This window comes from Streptomyces sp. NBC_01241 (assembly GCF_041435435.1).
Lineage (GTDB): Bacteria > Actinomycetota > Actinomycetes > Streptomycetales > Streptomycetaceae > Streptomyces.
On sequence record NZ_CP108494.1, the window covers coordinates 3,846,287 to 3,862,332 of the forward strand.

8 protein-coding genes and 1 tRNA gene are annotated in these 16,046 nt (G+C 70.5%); all 9 read right to left on the minus strand.

Features of this window, described 5'->3' with window-relative positions; genetic code table 11:
- Nucleotides 1-160: 160 nt before the first annotated feature.
- The 9 genes from OG306_RS17030 to OG306_RS17070 all read right to left on the minus strand — a co-directional run bounded on the left by OG306_RS17030 (nt 161) and on the right by OG306_RS17070 (nt 15,861).
- Nucleotides 161-234: transfer RNA gene (locus OG306_RS17030), tRNA-Thr, on the minus strand.
- Nucleotides 235-376: 142 nt separating this feature from the next.
- A complete protein-coding gene (locus tag OG306_RS17035) occupies nt 377-1,912 on the minus strand; it encodes an alpha/beta hydrolase (RefSeq protein ID WP_266747014.1) in 1,536 nt (511 codons plus the stop codon).
- 157 nt (nt 1,913-2,069) lie between these two features.
- Nucleotides 2,070-3,275 carry a DNA polymerase III subunit delta' gene (locus OG306_RS17040; RefSeq protein WP_266747015.1) on the minus strand — a complete coding sequence of 402 codons (1,206 nt, stop codon included), beginning with the start codon at nt 3,273-3,275 and terminating at the stop codon, nt 2,070-2,072.
- Nucleotides 3,276-3,463: 188 nt separating this feature from the next.
- On the minus strand, nt 3,464-6,637 hold the full coding sequence (tmk, locus tag OG306_RS17045; protein ID WP_266747016.1) for a dTMP kinase: 3,174 nt from the start codon (nt 6,635-6,637) through the stop codon (nt 3,464-3,466).
- Between the two features lie 299 nt (nt 6,638-6,936).
- Nucleotides 6,937-9,804, minus strand: a complete 2,868-nt coding sequence (gene topA / locus OG306_RS17050) for a type I DNA topoisomerase (RefSeq protein WP_266747017.1) — start codon at nt 9,802-9,804, stop codon at nt 6,937-6,939.
- 340 nt (nt 9,805-10,144) lie between these two features.
- Nucleotides 10,145-10,342 (minus strand): hypothetical protein, encoded by a 198-nt coding sequence (locus OG306_RS17055; RefSeq protein WP_266747018.1) that lies wholly within the window; start codon nt 10,340-10,342, stop codon nt 10,145-10,147.
- 424 nt (nt 10,343-10,766) lie between these two features.
- Nucleotides 10,767-12,281 (minus strand): N5-glutamine methyltransferase family protein, encoded by a 1,515-nt coding sequence (locus OG306_RS17060; protein ID WP_266747019.1) that lies wholly within the window; start codon nt 12,279-12,281, stop codon nt 10,767-10,769.
- A gap of 128 nt (nt 12,282-12,409) precedes the next feature.
- Nucleotides 12,410-13,033, minus strand: a complete 624-nt coding sequence (locus OG306_RS17065; protein WP_266747020.1) for a small secreted protein — start codon at nt 13,031-13,033, stop codon at nt 12,410-12,412.
- A gap of 365 nt (nt 13,034-13,398) precedes the next feature.
- Entirely contained in the window at nt 13,399-15,861 is a 2,463-nt protein-coding gene (locus OG306_RS17070; RefSeq protein ID WP_266747021.1) for a sodium-translocating pyrophosphatase, read from the minus strand.
- Nucleotides 15,862-16,046 lie beyond the last annotated feature (185 nt).

The following is a 16,046-nucleotide window of genomic DNA, read 5'->3' on the forward strand; positions in this document are numbered from 1 at the left end:
ACCAGTTCAGAGACACAAAACTGGATTCCCACCACAGAAGCGACACCTCTGGCCTACGCATTACGATGTGCAGACCACAGGTGCCCGATTTGCCCGAATTCCAAGGTGAATAAAAGAGAAAAACCCCAGGTCACGGCGAGTGAGTCCTGGGGTTAATCCGAGCCGCCTTCGGGATTCGAACCCGAGACCTACGCATTACGAGTGCGTTGCTCTGGCCAACTGAGCTAAGGCGGCACACCCTGTCGCACCATGGTGCGATCAGCAGCGTCGCCAAGTCTACACAGTTTCCGGGGGTGCTCCGCACCAGCCCGGTTCCGGACCGTTTTCGCAGGTCAGTGGCAGTCCAGTGGCAAGTCAGCGGCAGAGCCGGGCGGGATCAGGAGCACTGCTTGCCCTCGCTCGGCGGGGTGCCGTCCAGGAGGTAGGTGTTGATCGCCGTGTCGATGCAGTCGCTGCCGCGGCCGTAGGCCGTGTGGCCGTCGCCGCGGTAGGTGAGGAGGGTGCCGGAGGAGAGCTGGCCGGCCAGGGACTCGGCCCACTTGTACGGGGTGGCGGGGTCGCGGGTGGTGCCGACCACGACGATCGGGTCCGCGCCCTTCGCCTCGATGCGGTGGGGGGTGCCGGTGGGCCGGACCGGCCAGTGGGCGCAGTTCAGGGCGGCCCAGGTGAAGGTCCTACCGAAGACCGGGGACGCCTTCTCGAAGCGTGGAAGCGCCCGGGCGGCGGCATCGGCGTCGGCGAAGGCGGGCGGCAGGTCCAGGCAGTTCACGGCGGCATTGGCGGACATCAGGTTCGCGTACGTGCCGTTCGGTTCGCGTTCGTAGTAGCTGTCCGACAGGGAGAGCAGGCCGGAGCCGTCACCCTTCTCCGCGCCGGTGAGGGCCTCGCGGAGCTGGGGCCAGGCCGACTCGTCGTACATCGCGGCGATGACTCCCGTCGTGGCGAGGGATTCCGTGAGCCGACGGGAGTCGCCGGTGGGGATCGGCCGGGCGTCGAGTTGGGCGAAGAGCTGCTTCAGGCGGGTGGCCGCGTCGGCGGTGGAGGCGGTACCGAGCGGGCAGTCCGCCTTTTTGAGGCAGTCGGCGGCGAAGGACTGGAACGCGGTCTCGAAGCCCGCGGTCTGGTCACGGTTCACTTCGACGGCGGGGAGCGACGGGTCCATCGCCCCGTCCAGGACCAGGCGGCCGACCCGGGCGGGAAAGAGCTCGGCGTACGTCGCGCCGAGGTAGGTGCCGTACGAAGCGCCGACGTAGTGCAGTTTCTCGTCACCGAGCAGGGCGCGCAGCATGTCCATGTCCCGTGCCGTCTCGACGGTGGAGACATGCGGCAGGATCTCGCCGGAGTGGCGCGCGCAGCCGCCGGCGAACTCCTTGTAGGCGCCGCTCAGTCTGGCGACCTCGCCGGCGTCGTCGGGTGTCTGGTCGACCTGGGTGTAGGCGTCCATCTGCGGACCGGTGAGGCACTCGACGGGCTCACTGCGGCCCACTCCGCGCGGGTCGATGGCGACCATGTCGTAGCGGGCCCGGACCTGGGCGGGGTAGCCGACGGCCGCGTAACTCTGGAGATAGCCGATGGCCGAACCACCGGGGCCGCCCGGATTCACCAGGAGGGAGCCGATCCGCTTGCCGGGTCCGGTGGCCTTCGCACGGGAGACGGCCAGCTTGATGTCACTGCCGTCCGGCTGCGTGTAGTCCAGGGGCGCCTTCATCGTCGCGCACTGGAACCCCTCGACGCCGCAGTCCCGCCAGTCCAACTGCTGCGCGTAGTACGGCTTGAGCGCGGTGGGGACGGATGCGGCGGACGGGACGGACGGCGACGCGCTCGTGGAACTGCCGCCGCTGCAGCCGGAGATGAGGAGGCCGGCAGCGCCGAGCGCGGTGGCGAGGATGCGGAGCGGGCGCCTGGTGTCCATCCCCGGAGCGTAGTCGCCGCGCGACGACTCACCCGATTTCCCGCTCATACGGGTGAAAAATATGACAGAAAGTGACACAAAATAACACATACGGATGCATGACGATACATGGCGACGCGCGTTGACGAGTGAGGACGAACGGCGGCGGTGCCCGGCCTCAGCCCGCGCGCAGCGCCATCGTCATCGCCTCCACCGCGAGCAGCGGGGCCACGTTGCGGTCCAGCGCCCGGCGGCAGGCGATCACCGCCTCTATCCGGCGCAGAGTGCGCTCGGGTGTGGAGGAGCGGGCGATGCGGTCGAGGGCGTCCTGCGTGTCCCCGTTGGCGATGGCGATGCGCGAGCCCAGCTGGATCGCCAGTACGTCGCGGTAGAAGCCGGTCAGGTCGGTGAGCGCGAGGTCGAGGCTGTCGCGCTGGGTACGGGTCTTGCGGCGCTTCTGTCTGTCCTCCAGCTCCTTCATCACCCCGGCCGTACCGCGCGGCATCCGCCCACCCGCGGCGGCACCGAGCGCCGCCTTCATCTCCTCCGTCTCCTTGGCATCGACCTCCTCCGAGACCTGCTTGGCATCGTCGGTGGCGGTGTCGATCAGCTCCTGCGCGGCCTTGAGACAGCCGCCGATGTCCTCGACGCGGAGCGGCAGCTTGAGCACGGCGGCACGACGGGAACGGGCTGCCTCGTCGGTGGCGAGGCGGCGGGCCCTGCCGATGTGGCCCTGGGTGGCACGGGCGGCGGACGCGGCCCGCTCCGGATCGATGCCGTCGCGCCGGATCAGGACGTCGGCCACCGCGTCCACCGGCGGCGTGCGCAGGGTGAGGTGACGACAACGGGAACGGATGGTGGGCAGCACGTCTTCGAGCGAGGGCGCGCAGAGCAGCCACACCGTGCGCGGCGCGGGCTCCTCGACCGCCTTCAGCAGGACGTTCCCCGCGCCTTCGGTGAGCCGGTCGGCGTCCTCCAGGACGATGACCTGCCAGCGGCCGACAGCCGGGGAGAGCTGGGCGCGGCGGACCAGCTCGCGGGTCTCCTTCACACCGATGGAGAGCAGATCGGTACGGACCACCTCGACGTCGGCGTGGGTACCGATGAGGCTGGTGTGGCAGCCGTCGCAGAAACCGCAGCCCGGTGCGCCGCCCAGGGCCCGGTCGGGGCTGGTGCACTGGAGGGCGGCGGCGAAGGCGCGGGCCGCGGTGGAACAGCCGGAGCCCGGCGGACCGGTGAACAGCCAGGCATGGGTCATCTTCGACCCCGGAGGCACCGGCTCCCCCGTGGAGATGGCGGTGACCAGCGCATCGGCGTCCCGGGCGGCGGCACCGAGCTGCTTCTGCACCCGGTCCTGGCCGACCAGGTCGTCCCATACGGTCATGGGTCACCGCCCTTCCGGTGGTGTGCGCCGCGCGGCTGTCGTGCGATGCGGTCGCGTGGCTGTGATGTCGCTGCTCGTCGATCCGGCTTCCCATTGTGAGGGACGGGTCTGACAATCCCGGCAACACGGCGGGACGGCGGGAGTTCGGCACGGCTGCCGGGCGGGCCCGCCCGGCAGCCGCACCCGGATCAGCGGCGCGGGCGGCGCCCCCGGCCCGAGGAGCCCGAGCCCTCGTCGTCACGGTGGTCGCCCAGCAGCTCGTCCGCCAGCGTCGGCAGATCGTCCAGCGGAGTCTCCTCGGCCCAGTCGGGGCGAGGCCGCCGGCCCCGGCGCTCCTCCTGTTCCTGGCGTTCCGGACGCTCCCGCTGGTCCCGGACCGGCCGCGGGGCCGCCGTGTGCGGGTCGCCGATCTGCGGAAGTTCGCGGGTGCGCTCGTTCTCGTTCTCCTGAGCGGGCTCCGCCGGGCGCTCGTCACGGAAGATGCCCCGCGGAACCCGGTCCGCCGGATTCGTCTCCCGGGCGTCGTGCACGTCCCGTACCGGAGGAAGAACCGCCGTCTCGTCCGCACCAGGGCGCTCGGTACGGCCCGAACGGTCGTGGATCTTCGGAATCATCGCCGTCTCGGCCTCGTCGGACGGCGCGGATCCGGGCGAGGACGGGGTGACCGGCGACGGCACCGGCTGCGTCACCTCGTTCGGGTTGACGATCGGAGTCGGCACCGTGATCTCGTTGTCCGGCACGGACGCCGACGCGGCTTCCTCCGCCCGGGCCGACTCCGCCGCGGCAGCCGCCTCGGCCTCGGCCCGCCGACGCGCCTCCTCGGCCCGCAACAGCGCCTCCTCGGCCTTGCGCTGCTTCTCCAGCCGCCGCGCCTCGGCCTCCTTGCGCAGCCGGGCCTCCTCCTCGGCCTGCCGGCGCAGCCGGGCCTGCTCGGCCTCGTGGGCCGCTTCCTCGGCCTCCCGCCTGACCCGCTCCTCCTCGGCCAGACGACGGGCTTCCTCGGCGCGCTGCCGGGCCTCCTCCGCCTGCCGCTCGGCCTCGCGCCGGCGTGCTTCCTCCAGCTCGCGGCGCTTGCGTTCCTCCTCCTCGGCACGGAGCTTGGCGAGCTGTGCCTGCCGCTCGCGCTCCAGCCGCTCCTCCTCGGCCTTGCGGGCCGCCTCTTCCTCGGCCTTGCGCCTGGCCTCCTCCTCGGCGGCCTTGCGCGCCTCCTCCTGGGCCTTGATCTCGGCCTCGGAGAGCGGAAGGAGCTGGTCGAGCCGGTGGCGTACGACCGTGGTGATCGCTTCCGGATCCTGGCCCGCGTCGACCACCAGGTAGCGGGTCGGGTCGGCCGCGGCCAGCGTCAGGAAGCCGAACCGCACCCGGGTGTGGAACTCGGGCGGCTCGGACTCCAGCCGGTCGGGCGCCTCGGTGAACCGTTCTCGCGCGGTCTCCGGGGCGACATCCAGCAGCACCGTCAGATGCGGTACGAGTCCGCTCGTCGCCCACCGCGAGATCCGGGCGATCTCGGTCGGGGAGAGATCACGGCCCGCGCCCTGGTAGGCGACGGACGAGTCGATGTAGCGGTCGGAGATGACGACCGCGCCGCGCTCCAGCGCCGGACGGACGAGCGAGTCGACGTGCTCGGCGCGGTCGGCCGCGTACAGCAGTGCCTCGGCCCGGTTGGAGAGCCCGGCCGACGACACGTCGAGCAGGATCGAACGCAGCCGCTTGCCGACCGGGGTGGCGCCCGGCTCACGGGTGACGACGACCTCGTGGCCCTTGGCACGGATCCACTCGGCGAGCGCCTCGACCTGGGTGGACTTGCCGGCGCCGTCGCCGCCCTCCAGGGCGAGGAAGAAACCGGTCGCGGCGGGCGCGACGGCCGGGTCGCCGCCGCGCAGCGCCTCGCGCAGATCGCGGCGCAGCGGCACGCCGGAGCGGTCGTCCGTCTTCGCGAGGACGATCACGGCGACGGGCAGCAGCAGCGCGCCGATCAGCATCAGGGCGAAGGCCGCTCCGCCGTGGTCGAAGACGAAGTCACCCGAGGTCAGCCGGTGGGTGCCGATCGCGGCGGCCAGCAGCGGACCCGCGAGCGCGCCGAGCGCGATGAGCACCCGTACGACGGCCTGGAGGTGTTCCGTGGTCCTGGCCCGGCGGAACTCCTCGGTCTCCTGGTCCACCAGGACATGACCGGTGCCGGCAGCGACACCTGCCGCGTATCCGGTGAGCACCGCGATCATGAGCACGGTCGCCGTGTCCGGCACGAGGCCCAGGGCGAGGAGCCCGATGCCCGTGACGGCGATGGCCAGCGCGAGCAGCCGGCGCCGCGACAGCGCGGGCAGCACCTTCCCCGCGGTACGGATGCCGACACCCGTGGCGCCGGTCAGAGCGAGGATCAGCAGGGCGAAGGTGGCGGGCCCGCCACCCAGTTCGGCGGCGTGCAGTACGGCGACGGCGGCAGCGGCGGCGATGGCTCCGGCGACGATGGCCGAGGCGCCGACGATCAGCGGCACGGCTCCGGTGCGGCCCTTGTCGGGTCCGCTGCCGGCCGACGGCCGGCGCAGGCCCTCCAGCGGCGAGCGCGGGCGGGGCGTCTGCGTACCGGGCAGTTCCAGGAAGTACAGGGTGGAGATCGAGGCCGAGAAGAGCCCGGCCGCGATGTACGAACCGAGGGCCGCCTGGTGGAGCGAGAACCACTCCAGGCCCGAGCCCAGCAGAGCGCCGACGAGCGTGGCGATCAGCAGGACGGCCGCGGCGGCCGGAATGGCGGCGAAGTCGGTACGGACGGAGAGCCGGCGCAGTGCGTCGAGATGGTCGGGCAGCGGGCGTACCGCAGCGCCCTCGGGGGGCGGGGCAGGCAGCAGCGCGGGGGCTGCGCCGTCCTTGGCGACGGTCCACAGGCGTTCGGCGGCGCCGACGACGAAGACGGTGATAAGGATCATCATGAGTGCCTTGTCGGGCATCCAGTCGATCCACAGCGGTGCGACGACCAGCAGCGCGAGCCGCAGCCCGTCCGTCCCGATCATCAGCCACCGCCGGTCCAGCGGTCCTCCGGGCGCGGTGAGCGTCGTCAGCGGCCCCAGGAGTACGGCTCCGAAGAGCAGGGTGGCAAGGATCCGGGCACCGAACACCGCGGCGACGGCAAACGCCGCCCCTCGGTATCCAGCTCCGAATGAGCCCTCAAGGACCGCCGCTTGCAGCGACATCAGCACCAGCACGAGAAGGGCGAGTGCATCGCCGATACTTCCGACGAGCTGGGCGCTCCACAACCGCTTCAGCGGGGGAACACGCAACAGGGCCCGTACGGCGCGCTCGCGTGAGTCTGCGGCAAGTGTGTCGGAGGTGGGGCTCACGACCGTTGGCTGCTCGGCTCGCGTCATCCGCCCAGCCTATCCGGAGCGGAGGGGTCCCCGGAGGCCCAGCCCGAACATATGGGCGCCCGGCCGGTTCCGGTGCTTCCGGCCCCGCCCGGCGCCCCCGGCATTTCCAGCCCCTCCGGCGCTTGAGGAGCGGGATCCGGGGCAGAGCCCCGGTTACAGGGTAGGAAACAGACCCGCCGCAGGCGCCACCCACCCGCCGCACCCGTCCGACCCAGCGCGCCCACCCCCGCCTGAACCCGCGCAAACGCCGGAGGGGGCTGGAACACCCAGCCCCCTCCGGCGTACTCGACGCGTACCGCTCAGTCCTCCACGGACGACGTCGCAGCCGTCTTCTTCGCCGCCGTCGCCTTCTTGGCGGCCGTCTTCTTCGCGGTGGTCGTCTTCGCGGCGGTCTTCTTGGCCGCGGTCGTCTTCTTGGCCGCGGCCGTCTTCTTGGTCGCTGTCTTCTTCGCGGTCGCCTTCTTGGCCGGGGCCTTCTTCGCCGTCTTCTTGGCGGGCGCCTTGGCGCGCTTCTCGGCGAGCAGCTCGTAGCCGCGCTCCGGCGTGATGGTCTCGACGCTGTCGCCGGTCCGCAGCGTCGCGTTGGTCTCGCCGTCGGTTACGTACGCACCGAACCGCCCGTCCTTGACCACGACCGGAGCCCCGCTCACCGGGTCCGTGCCCAGTTCCTTCAGCGGCGGCTTCGCGGCGGCGCGGCCGCGCTGCTTGGGCTGGGCGTAGATCGCGAGGGCTTCTTCAAGGGTGATGTCGAAGAGCTGATCCTCGGAGGTCAGCGACCGCGAGTCCGTGCCCTTCTTCAGGTACGGACCGTAGCGGCCGTTCTGCGCGGTGATCTCGACGCCCTCGGCGTCCTCGCCGACGACCCGCGGCAGCGACATCAGCCTGAGCGCGTCGGCCAGCGTCACCGTGTCCGGCGACATCGACTTGAAGAGCGAGGCCGTCCGCGGCTTCACCGCGTTCTTGCCGGTCTTCGGGGTGCCCTCGGGCAGCACCTCGGTGACGTACGGGCCGTAACGCCCGTCCTTGGCGATGATCTGGTGCCCGGTGATCGGGTCCGCACCGAGCTCGAAGTCGCCACTCGGCTTGGCCAGCAGCTCCTCCGCGTACTCGACGGACAGCTCGTCGGGCGCCAGGTCCTCCGGCACGTCCGCGCGCTGGTGGCCCTCTGAGTCCTTCTCACCGCGCTCGATGTACGGGCCGTACCGGCCGACGCGGAGCTTGATGTCATTGCCGACGGGGAACGAGGAGATCTCCCGCGCGTCGATCGCGCCGAGGTCGGTGACGAGCTCCTTCAGACCGCCGAGGTGGTCGCCGTCGCCATTGCCCGCGTCGGAGGCCGCGCCCGCTCCGGCCGTGTCGTCGCCGCCCGCGCCGAAGTAGAAGCGCTTCAGCCACGGCACGGCCTGGGCCTCGCCCCGCGCGATGCGGTCGAGATCGTCCTCCATCTTCGCGGTGAAGTCGTAGTCGACGAGCCGGCCGAAGTGCTTCTCCAGCAGGTTGACCACGGCGAAGGAGAGGAACGACGGCACCAGGGCCGTGCCCTTCTTGAAGACGTAGCCGCGGTCCAGGATCGTGCCGATGATCGAGGCGTACGTCGACGGGCGGCCGATCTCGCGCTCTTCGAGCTCCTTGACCAGCGAGGCCTCGGTGTAGCGGGCCGGCGGCTTGGTGGCGTGGCCGTCGACCGAGATCTCCTCGGCGGACAGCGCGTCGCCCTCGGCGACCTGCGGGAGGCGCCGCTCGCGGTCGTCGAGCTCGGCGTTCGGGTCGTCGGCGCCTTCGACGTACGCCTTCATGAAGCCGTGGAAGGTGATCGTCTTGCCGGACGCGGAGAACTCGGCGTCCCGGCCGTCGCTCGCCCGGCCGCTGATCTTGACGGTGACGGAGTTACCGACCGCGTCCTTCATCTGGGAGGCGACGGTCCGCTTCCAGATCAGCTCGTAGAGCCGGAACTGGTCGCCGGTGAGGCCGGTCTCGGCAGGGGTGCGGAAGCGGTCGCCGGAGGGGCGGATCGCCTCGTGCGCCTCCTGCGCGTTCTTGACCTTCCCGGCGTACGTGCGCGGCTTGTCCGGCAGGTAGTCGGCGCCGTACAGCTGCGTGACCTGCGCCCGGGCCGCGGAGATCGCGGTGTCCGAGAGGGTCGTGGAGTCGGTACGCATATAGGTGATGAAGCCGTTCTCGTACAGCTTCTGCGCGACCTGCATGGTGGCCTTGGCCCCGAAGCCCAGCTTCCGGCTCGCCTCCTGCTGGAGGGTCGTCGTCCGGAACGGGGCGTACGGGGAGCGGCGGTACGGCTTCGACTCGACGGACCGTACGGCGAACGTGGCATCGGCGAGCGCGGCGGCCAGGGCTCGGGCGTTCGTCTCGTCCAGGTGCAGCGTCTGACCGGAGCCGGACTTCAGCCGGCCGTCCGGACCGAAGTCACGGCCCTGGGCCACCCTACGGCCGTCGACCGCGCTGAGGCGGGCGGCGAGGGTCGACGGGTCGGAGGCGTCACCGGTGCGGCCGGTGGCGAAGGCGCCGGTCAGGTCCCAGTACTCGGCGGAACGGAAGGCGATGCGCTCGCGCTCCCGCTCGACGACGAGACGGGTCGCCACGGACTGGACCCGGCCGGCCGACAGGCGCGGCATGACCTTCTTCCACAGGACCGGCGAGACCTCGTAGCCGTAGAGGCGGTCGAGGATGCGGCGGGTCTCCTGGGCGTCGACCATGCGCTGGTTGAGCTCGCGCGGGTTGGCGACGGCGGCCCGGATCGCTTCCTTGGTGATCTCGTGGAAGACCATCCGGTGGACCGGGACCTTGGGCTTCAAAACTTCCTGCAAGTGCCACGCGATGGCTTCGCCCTCGCGGTCCTCATCGGTGGCGAGGAAGAGTTCATCGGACTCGGCCAGCAGCTGCTTGAGCTTCCTGACCTGCGCCTTCTTGTCCGCGTTGACGACATAGATGGGCTGGAAGTCATGCTCGACATCGACGCCGAGCCGACGGACCTCGCCGGTGTACTCGTCGGGGACCTCTGCGGCGCCGTTCGGCAGGTCGCGGATGTGCCCGACGCTCGCCTCGACGACGTATCCGGGGCCGAGATAGCCCTTGATCGTCTTCGCCTTGGCAGGCGACTCGACGATGACGAGTCGGCGGCCGCCCTGTGCGGTCTCGCTGGTCGGGGACAACTTCGCTCTTCTCTCCGGTCGACACTCAGTGGGCATCCGGGCAGCGCGATGACGCTGCCGACGGTGCTGTCGCTGCGGAGTGTGACGGTACAACCCGCCCCCGTGTCAAACGGCAAAAGCCCGCAACGGCCACTCGAACGGTAACCCGACTTCCGCCATTCCTGCCGCCCGGACCGCTCGCTCCCCTGTGGGCACGGTCGCCGCCTGCGGGTTTCCGAGTGCTGCGGCGGCACGGCGGAGCGGGACTTTCGGCGTCGGGCACCCGGGCGCCCCGGGCGCGTTCTCCGCCTCCCCGCCATGGCTGCCGAGACCCTGGGGGCCGGATCCGGTGGGACGCGGATCAGATGCGGGTGAAGCACCACACACCGAGGACGAGAAAAAGTACGCCGAACACAGTGGCGAGAGCGGCGGAAGCGATGGGGCTCACTCCGTGCGCCACCGGCGCACGGTGCAGCACGCGCGCCCCCGTCCACAGCAGCAGTGCGGCGCCGAACAGCGCGAACGCCGTTCCGGCGAAGACCGCAGGTCCGCTCTCCATGTCCGTACGCCTCCCATTTCTGCCCGGCCGGGGCCCATGCCGGTCCGGTCCGGTCCGGTCCGGGGGAGGCTGTCACCCCAGGACGTCGTGGACGCGAACCCCGGGTGAATGGCCGGAATCACACACCCCGCAAGTTCGGGGCCCGGGGCCGGGGGGGACGACACCGCCCGGTGAGCCAACCGGAATCCGCGGCCTCCGTGACGGATCGGAGACGGTGAACGCGAAGGCGCTGATGGCGAGCCGGTTCCTTGCGTACGGCGGTACGCGCTCGAACCGGAACGGAGCCCGGTGACGGAGCCCGGTGTAGGAGCCCGGTGACGGAGCCCGGTGTAGGAGCCCGCCCAAGGCTGCGGCAGCGAGGGAGACAGCCGCCCGGCCCGGGCTCACGGCAACGTGATCGGCTCGATCAACTCGAACGATGCGATCAACTCGTCGACGGCACCGGCTCCAGGAAGCCCTCCTCCACCAGTAGCCGGATCGCCTGCGGAGTGCGGTCGCGCAGCAGCACCGGGTCCTCGTTCATCAACTGGGCGATCGCGTCCAGGATCCGGCCCGCGGGCAGCGTCCCGTCGCACACGCCCGCGAAGCCGGCGCCGACGGCGTCGACCTTCGTCGCACGCCGCATGCCACGGTTCTGACGGAGCACCACATGCTCGGGGTCCTCCGCACCAGGGAGCCCGACCTGTTCCTGCACGACCTCGGCGGCGAGGGTGAAATGCCCGGCCAGGAGCGCCGCGTCATCCTGTTCGCGGAGGTAGTCCTGACGGACGAAGTGGGCCTGGACAGCGGGTCCGAGCGGCTGCTCCACCGCGTGCGGCCACTCCTCGATCACGACGGACGGATTCCCGGCGGCAGCAGCGGCGGACTTCCGCAGGGTGATCCAGCCGAAGCCCACGCCCTTGGTCTTGCGGGCCTCGAACTCGTCCAGCCAGGCGTCGTACCGCGCGGCGTACTCGGTGGGATCCGTGCGGTGGTCGCCGCTGTCGCGCAGCCACAGCTCCGCGTACTGCGTGACGTCCTGAACCTCGCGCTGCACGATCCAGGCATCACAGCCGTGCGGCACCCAGGAACTCAGCCGGGTCTGCCACTCCTCGCCCTCGATGTGCTGCCAGTTGGCGAGAAAGTGGGCGTACCCGCCTTCGTTCAACCGGTCGCCCGCCTGCTGCACCAGGGTCCGGCACAGGTCGTCGCCGCCCATGCCGCCGTCGCGGTAGGTGAGGCGGGCACCGGGCGAGATGACGAACGGCGGGTTGGAGACGATCAGGTCGTACGTCTCCGTACCGACGGGCTCGTACAGGGAGCCCTGACGCAGATCGGCCGCGGCGACGCCGGAGAGGGCGAGCGTCAGCCGGGTGAAGTCCAGCGCTCGCGGGTTGAGGTCGGTGGCGGTGACCCGGGTGGCGTGCTGCGAGGCGTGCAGCGCCTGGATGCCGGAGCCCGTACCGACATCGAGCGCGGAGGCGACAGGTGTACGGACGGTGATGCCCGCGAGCGTGGTGGACGCCCCGCCGACGCCGAGGACCACGCCCTCCTCCCGTGAGCCGATGCCGCCCGCGCCGCCGACCGCGCACCCCAGGTCGGAGACGATGTACCAGTCCTGCCCTTCGGGGCCGCCGTACGGCCGCACGTCGACCGTGGCCCGCACTTCGCCGGCGGTGTGGGTCACCCAGCCGTCCTCGACGCACTCGGCCAGGGGGAGCGCGGCGCACGCCCGCTCGTACGGGACCGGGTGCTGGAGCAGGAAGAGCCGCACCAGCGTGTCGAGCGGGGAGGCGCCCCGGGTGGCCCGCAGTGCCGGGACCGTCTCGCTGCGGGCGAGCGCGGCATAGGCGGGGGCACCGAGCAGGTCGAGGAGCCCGTCGGCGGTGAAGGCGGCGGCGAGCAGGGCTGCACGGAGCCGGGGCGAACGGTCGGGCACGGGGAGGCTGGTCGTACTCACCCCCTCATTGTGGCCGCTCCCACTGACAACGGCAGCGGCCCGGCGCCCACCGGGGCCGCCGGGCCGTACGCACAACGGCCGCAGTCGCTACAACCGCCGCACCTGCTACGGCTGCCGCGGCCGTTCGGTTACGACTTCTTGCTGGGCGAGGCGGACGGCGACGGGGAGCCCGGCTTCGGGGAGGCGGTGTTCGGCGCCACCGAGGCCGTCGGCTTCTGACAGCCCTTCTGCTTCGCCATCGCGGTGGCGACCTCGCCGGACTGGAGCTTCGTCAGGGCCTTGTCACCACCGTTGCTGATCTTGTTCAGCTCATCCGCGATGCCCTTGAGGCCGTCGGCGAACTTCGCCTGGTCCTTCGTGTCGAGGGCGTCGACCTTCTTCTCCAGGTTCGCGTACGCCGCGGAGGAGGCGTTCAGCTCCTTCACGGCCTCCTTCTGCGTGGTCTCGCCACCGTCGACCGGCGGCGCGCCCGCCGAATCGACAGCCGCACCCAGAGCCTTGTACGCCTGCGAGATCTGCTGGAATGCGGCCGAGTCGGTCCTCTGGACGTCGGCGGGCTTGCTGTTGTCCGCGGTCTGCTGCTGGATGGCGGCGTTGGCGTTCGCGATCTTCTGGAGCTGGGGCTGAACCTTGTCACAGACCGTCTTGGCCCAGTCGTTCACCTTGTCGCTGTTGTCGTCGCTGCTGCAGCCCGACAGCGTAAGTACCAGTACCGCACCGCCGGACAGCGCGGCCGCAAGCTTCTTGTTCACCGGATCGGTCCCTTCCAAGGCTCTCGGCCCCGGAACTTACACGTCGGGCGCCCTCCATCCGGGTGCCGGGCATCCAAAGAGAGATCTTTTGTAGCCATTTGCACCAAGGGAAATGAGGGAGATACAACTCACCCACGCGGCTCTCCAGAGCCCTCCGGGCGGGTGAACACCTGCACGAGCAAGCACCCGGACGGGACCCCCGACGGGGGCACCGCCCGGCACCCCGGCCGATGCCCCGCCGCCGGGCCGCCGAAGAGACCGCGGGCGGACGACACACCAGAGTGCGTCGACCGCCCGGTCATTGGCCGAGGGCGGCTACGTACCGCCACCCTCGCCGCCCTCGCCGCCCTCTTCCCGTCACCGCTTCACGAAACCGCCGCCTCTCCGGGCGACTCGGCGGGCCTGCCTCCGCCACCGGCCCCGCCACCGGCCCCGCCACCGGGGCCCTCCTCGTCACCCACGGCGACCCCACGCCGTTTCGAGACGTAGACGGCGCCGATGATGACGACGATGGCCAGCGCCGCGACCGCCGCCCGCACGCCGGCGCTCGCGTCCTGCCCGTAGCTGAACTGCACCACCGCCGGGGCAATGAGCAGCGAGACCAGGTTCATCACCTTGAGCAGAGGGTTGATCGCCGGACCTGCCGTGTCCTTGAACGGGTCGCCGACCGTGTCACCGATGACGGTCGCGGCATGGGCCTCACTGCCCTTGCCGCCGTAATGGCCGTCCTCGACGAGCTTCTTGGCGTTGTCCCACGCACCACCGGAGTTGGCGAGGAAGACCGCCATCAGCGTGCCGGTGCCGATGGCGCCCGCGAGATACGAACCCAACGCCCCGACACCGAGTGTGAACCCGACGGCGATCGGCGCCAGGACCGCGAGCAGGCCGGGCGTGGCGAGCTCGCGCAGGGCGTCCTTGGTGCAGATGTCGACGACGCGTCCGTACTCCGGCTTCTCGCTGTAGTCCATGATCCCGGGGTGCTCGCTGAACTGCCGTCGCACCTCGTAGACCACGGATCCGGCGGACCGGGACACCGCGTTGATCGCCAGCCCGGAGAAGAGGAAGACGACCGCGGCACCGAGGATCAGGCCCACCAGGTTGTTGGGCTGCGAGATGTCCAGGCTGAGGGTCATCTCCCCGGCCTTGGCCCCCACGCTGTCGACGGCCGTGGCGATCGCGTCGCGGTACGAGCCGAAGAGCGCCGAGGCCGCCAGTACGGCCGTGGCGATGGCGATGCCCTTGGTGATGGCCTTGGTGGTGTTGCCGACGGCGTCCAGGTCGGTGAGGACCTGCGCGCCGGCGCCGGTGACGTCGCCGGACATCTCCGCGATGCCCTGCGCGTTGTCGGAGACCGGGCCGAAGGTGTCCATGGCAACGATGACACCGACGGTGGTGAGCAGCCCGGTCCCTGCCAGGGCCACCGCGAAGAGCGCCAGCATGATCGACGTACCGCCGAGCAGGAACGCCCCGTAGACGGCCAGGCCGATCAGCAGGGCCGTGTAGACAGCGGACTCCAGACCGATGGAGATACCGGCAAGTACGACGGTGGCCGGGCCGGTCAGCGATGACTTGCCGATATCCCTGACGGGGCGCCGGCCGGTCTCGGTGAAGTAGCCGGTCAACTGCTGGATCAGAGCGGCCAGCACGATGCCGATGGCGACGGCGACCAGGGCGAAGACCCGCGGGTCACCGCCGTGCGAGGTGATGGTGCTGTCGGTGACACCGCGCAGATCCGTGTACGAGGACGGCAGATAGACGAAGACGCCCACGCCGACCAGGACGAGCGAGATCACCGCGGAGATGAAGAATCCGCGGTTGATTGCGGTCATTCCGCTGCGGTCGGCGCGCCGCGGGGCGACCGCGAAGATCCCGATCATCGCGGTGACCACACCGATCGCCGGAACGATCAGTGGAAAGGCCAGTCCGGCGTCGCCGAAGGCGGCCTTGCCGAGGATGAGCGCGGCGACGAGCGTCACGGCGTACGACTCGAAGAGGTCGGCGGCCATGCCCGCGCAGTCGCCGACGTTGTCGCCCACGTTGTCGGCGATGGTGGCGGCGTTGCGCGGGTCGTCCTCCGGGATGCCCTGCTCGACCTTGCCGACGAGGTCGGCTCCGACGTCCGCGGCCTTGGTGAAGATGCCGCCGCCGACCCTCATGAACATGGCGATCAGCGCGGCACCGAGACCGAAGCCCTCCAGCACCTTCGGAGCATCGGCGGCATAGACGAGGACCACACAGGAAGCCCCGAGCAGGCCGAGGCCCACGGTGATCATGCCAACCACGCCACCCGTGCGAAAAGCGATCTTCATCGCCTTGTGCGAAACGGCGGTGAGATCTTTTTCGGGTTCGCCCTCCGCGGGAGTCGCCTCCCGAGCGGCAGCGGCCACGCGGACATTGCTGCGTACGGCGAGCCGCATCCCGATGTATCCAGTGGTCGCCGAGAAAAGCGCACCCACCAGGAAGAACAACGAACGGCCCGCGCGCTGCGACCAGTTGTCGGCCGGAAGCAGCAGAAGCAAGAAGAAGACCACGACGGCAAAGATGCCGACGGTGCGCAGCTGCCGGGCCAGATAGGCGTTCGCGCCTTCCTGGACGGCTGCCGCAATCTCCTTCATGCGGTCGGTGCCCTCACCGGCCGCCAGCACCTGACGCACCAGCAGTCGGGCGACGACCAGTGCGGCAACGGCAACGACCGCGACGACGGCCACGATGACGCGATTGTCATCGGTGAGAACCGCGGCCGCGAGAGACGCGGGCCGGCTGGAAGGGGTGGAAAGTGCGGAATCTTGCGTCAGTCCTGCCAGTGGGGTGTTGAAGAACTCCGCCATACGTCCTCCTTGACGCTCAGCGCTCAAGACGTGGACGGATTGTAAGGAGCGGAAGCCGATCAAAACAGTGCGCGGTAAATGTAATTGACCTTCACGGGCGGCTCGGTAAATGATCGCGCCCACGAATCGACCCGAATGCAGTAATGGCGCAGGCGCATTTTCCGTAGATCAATGATCACACAGAA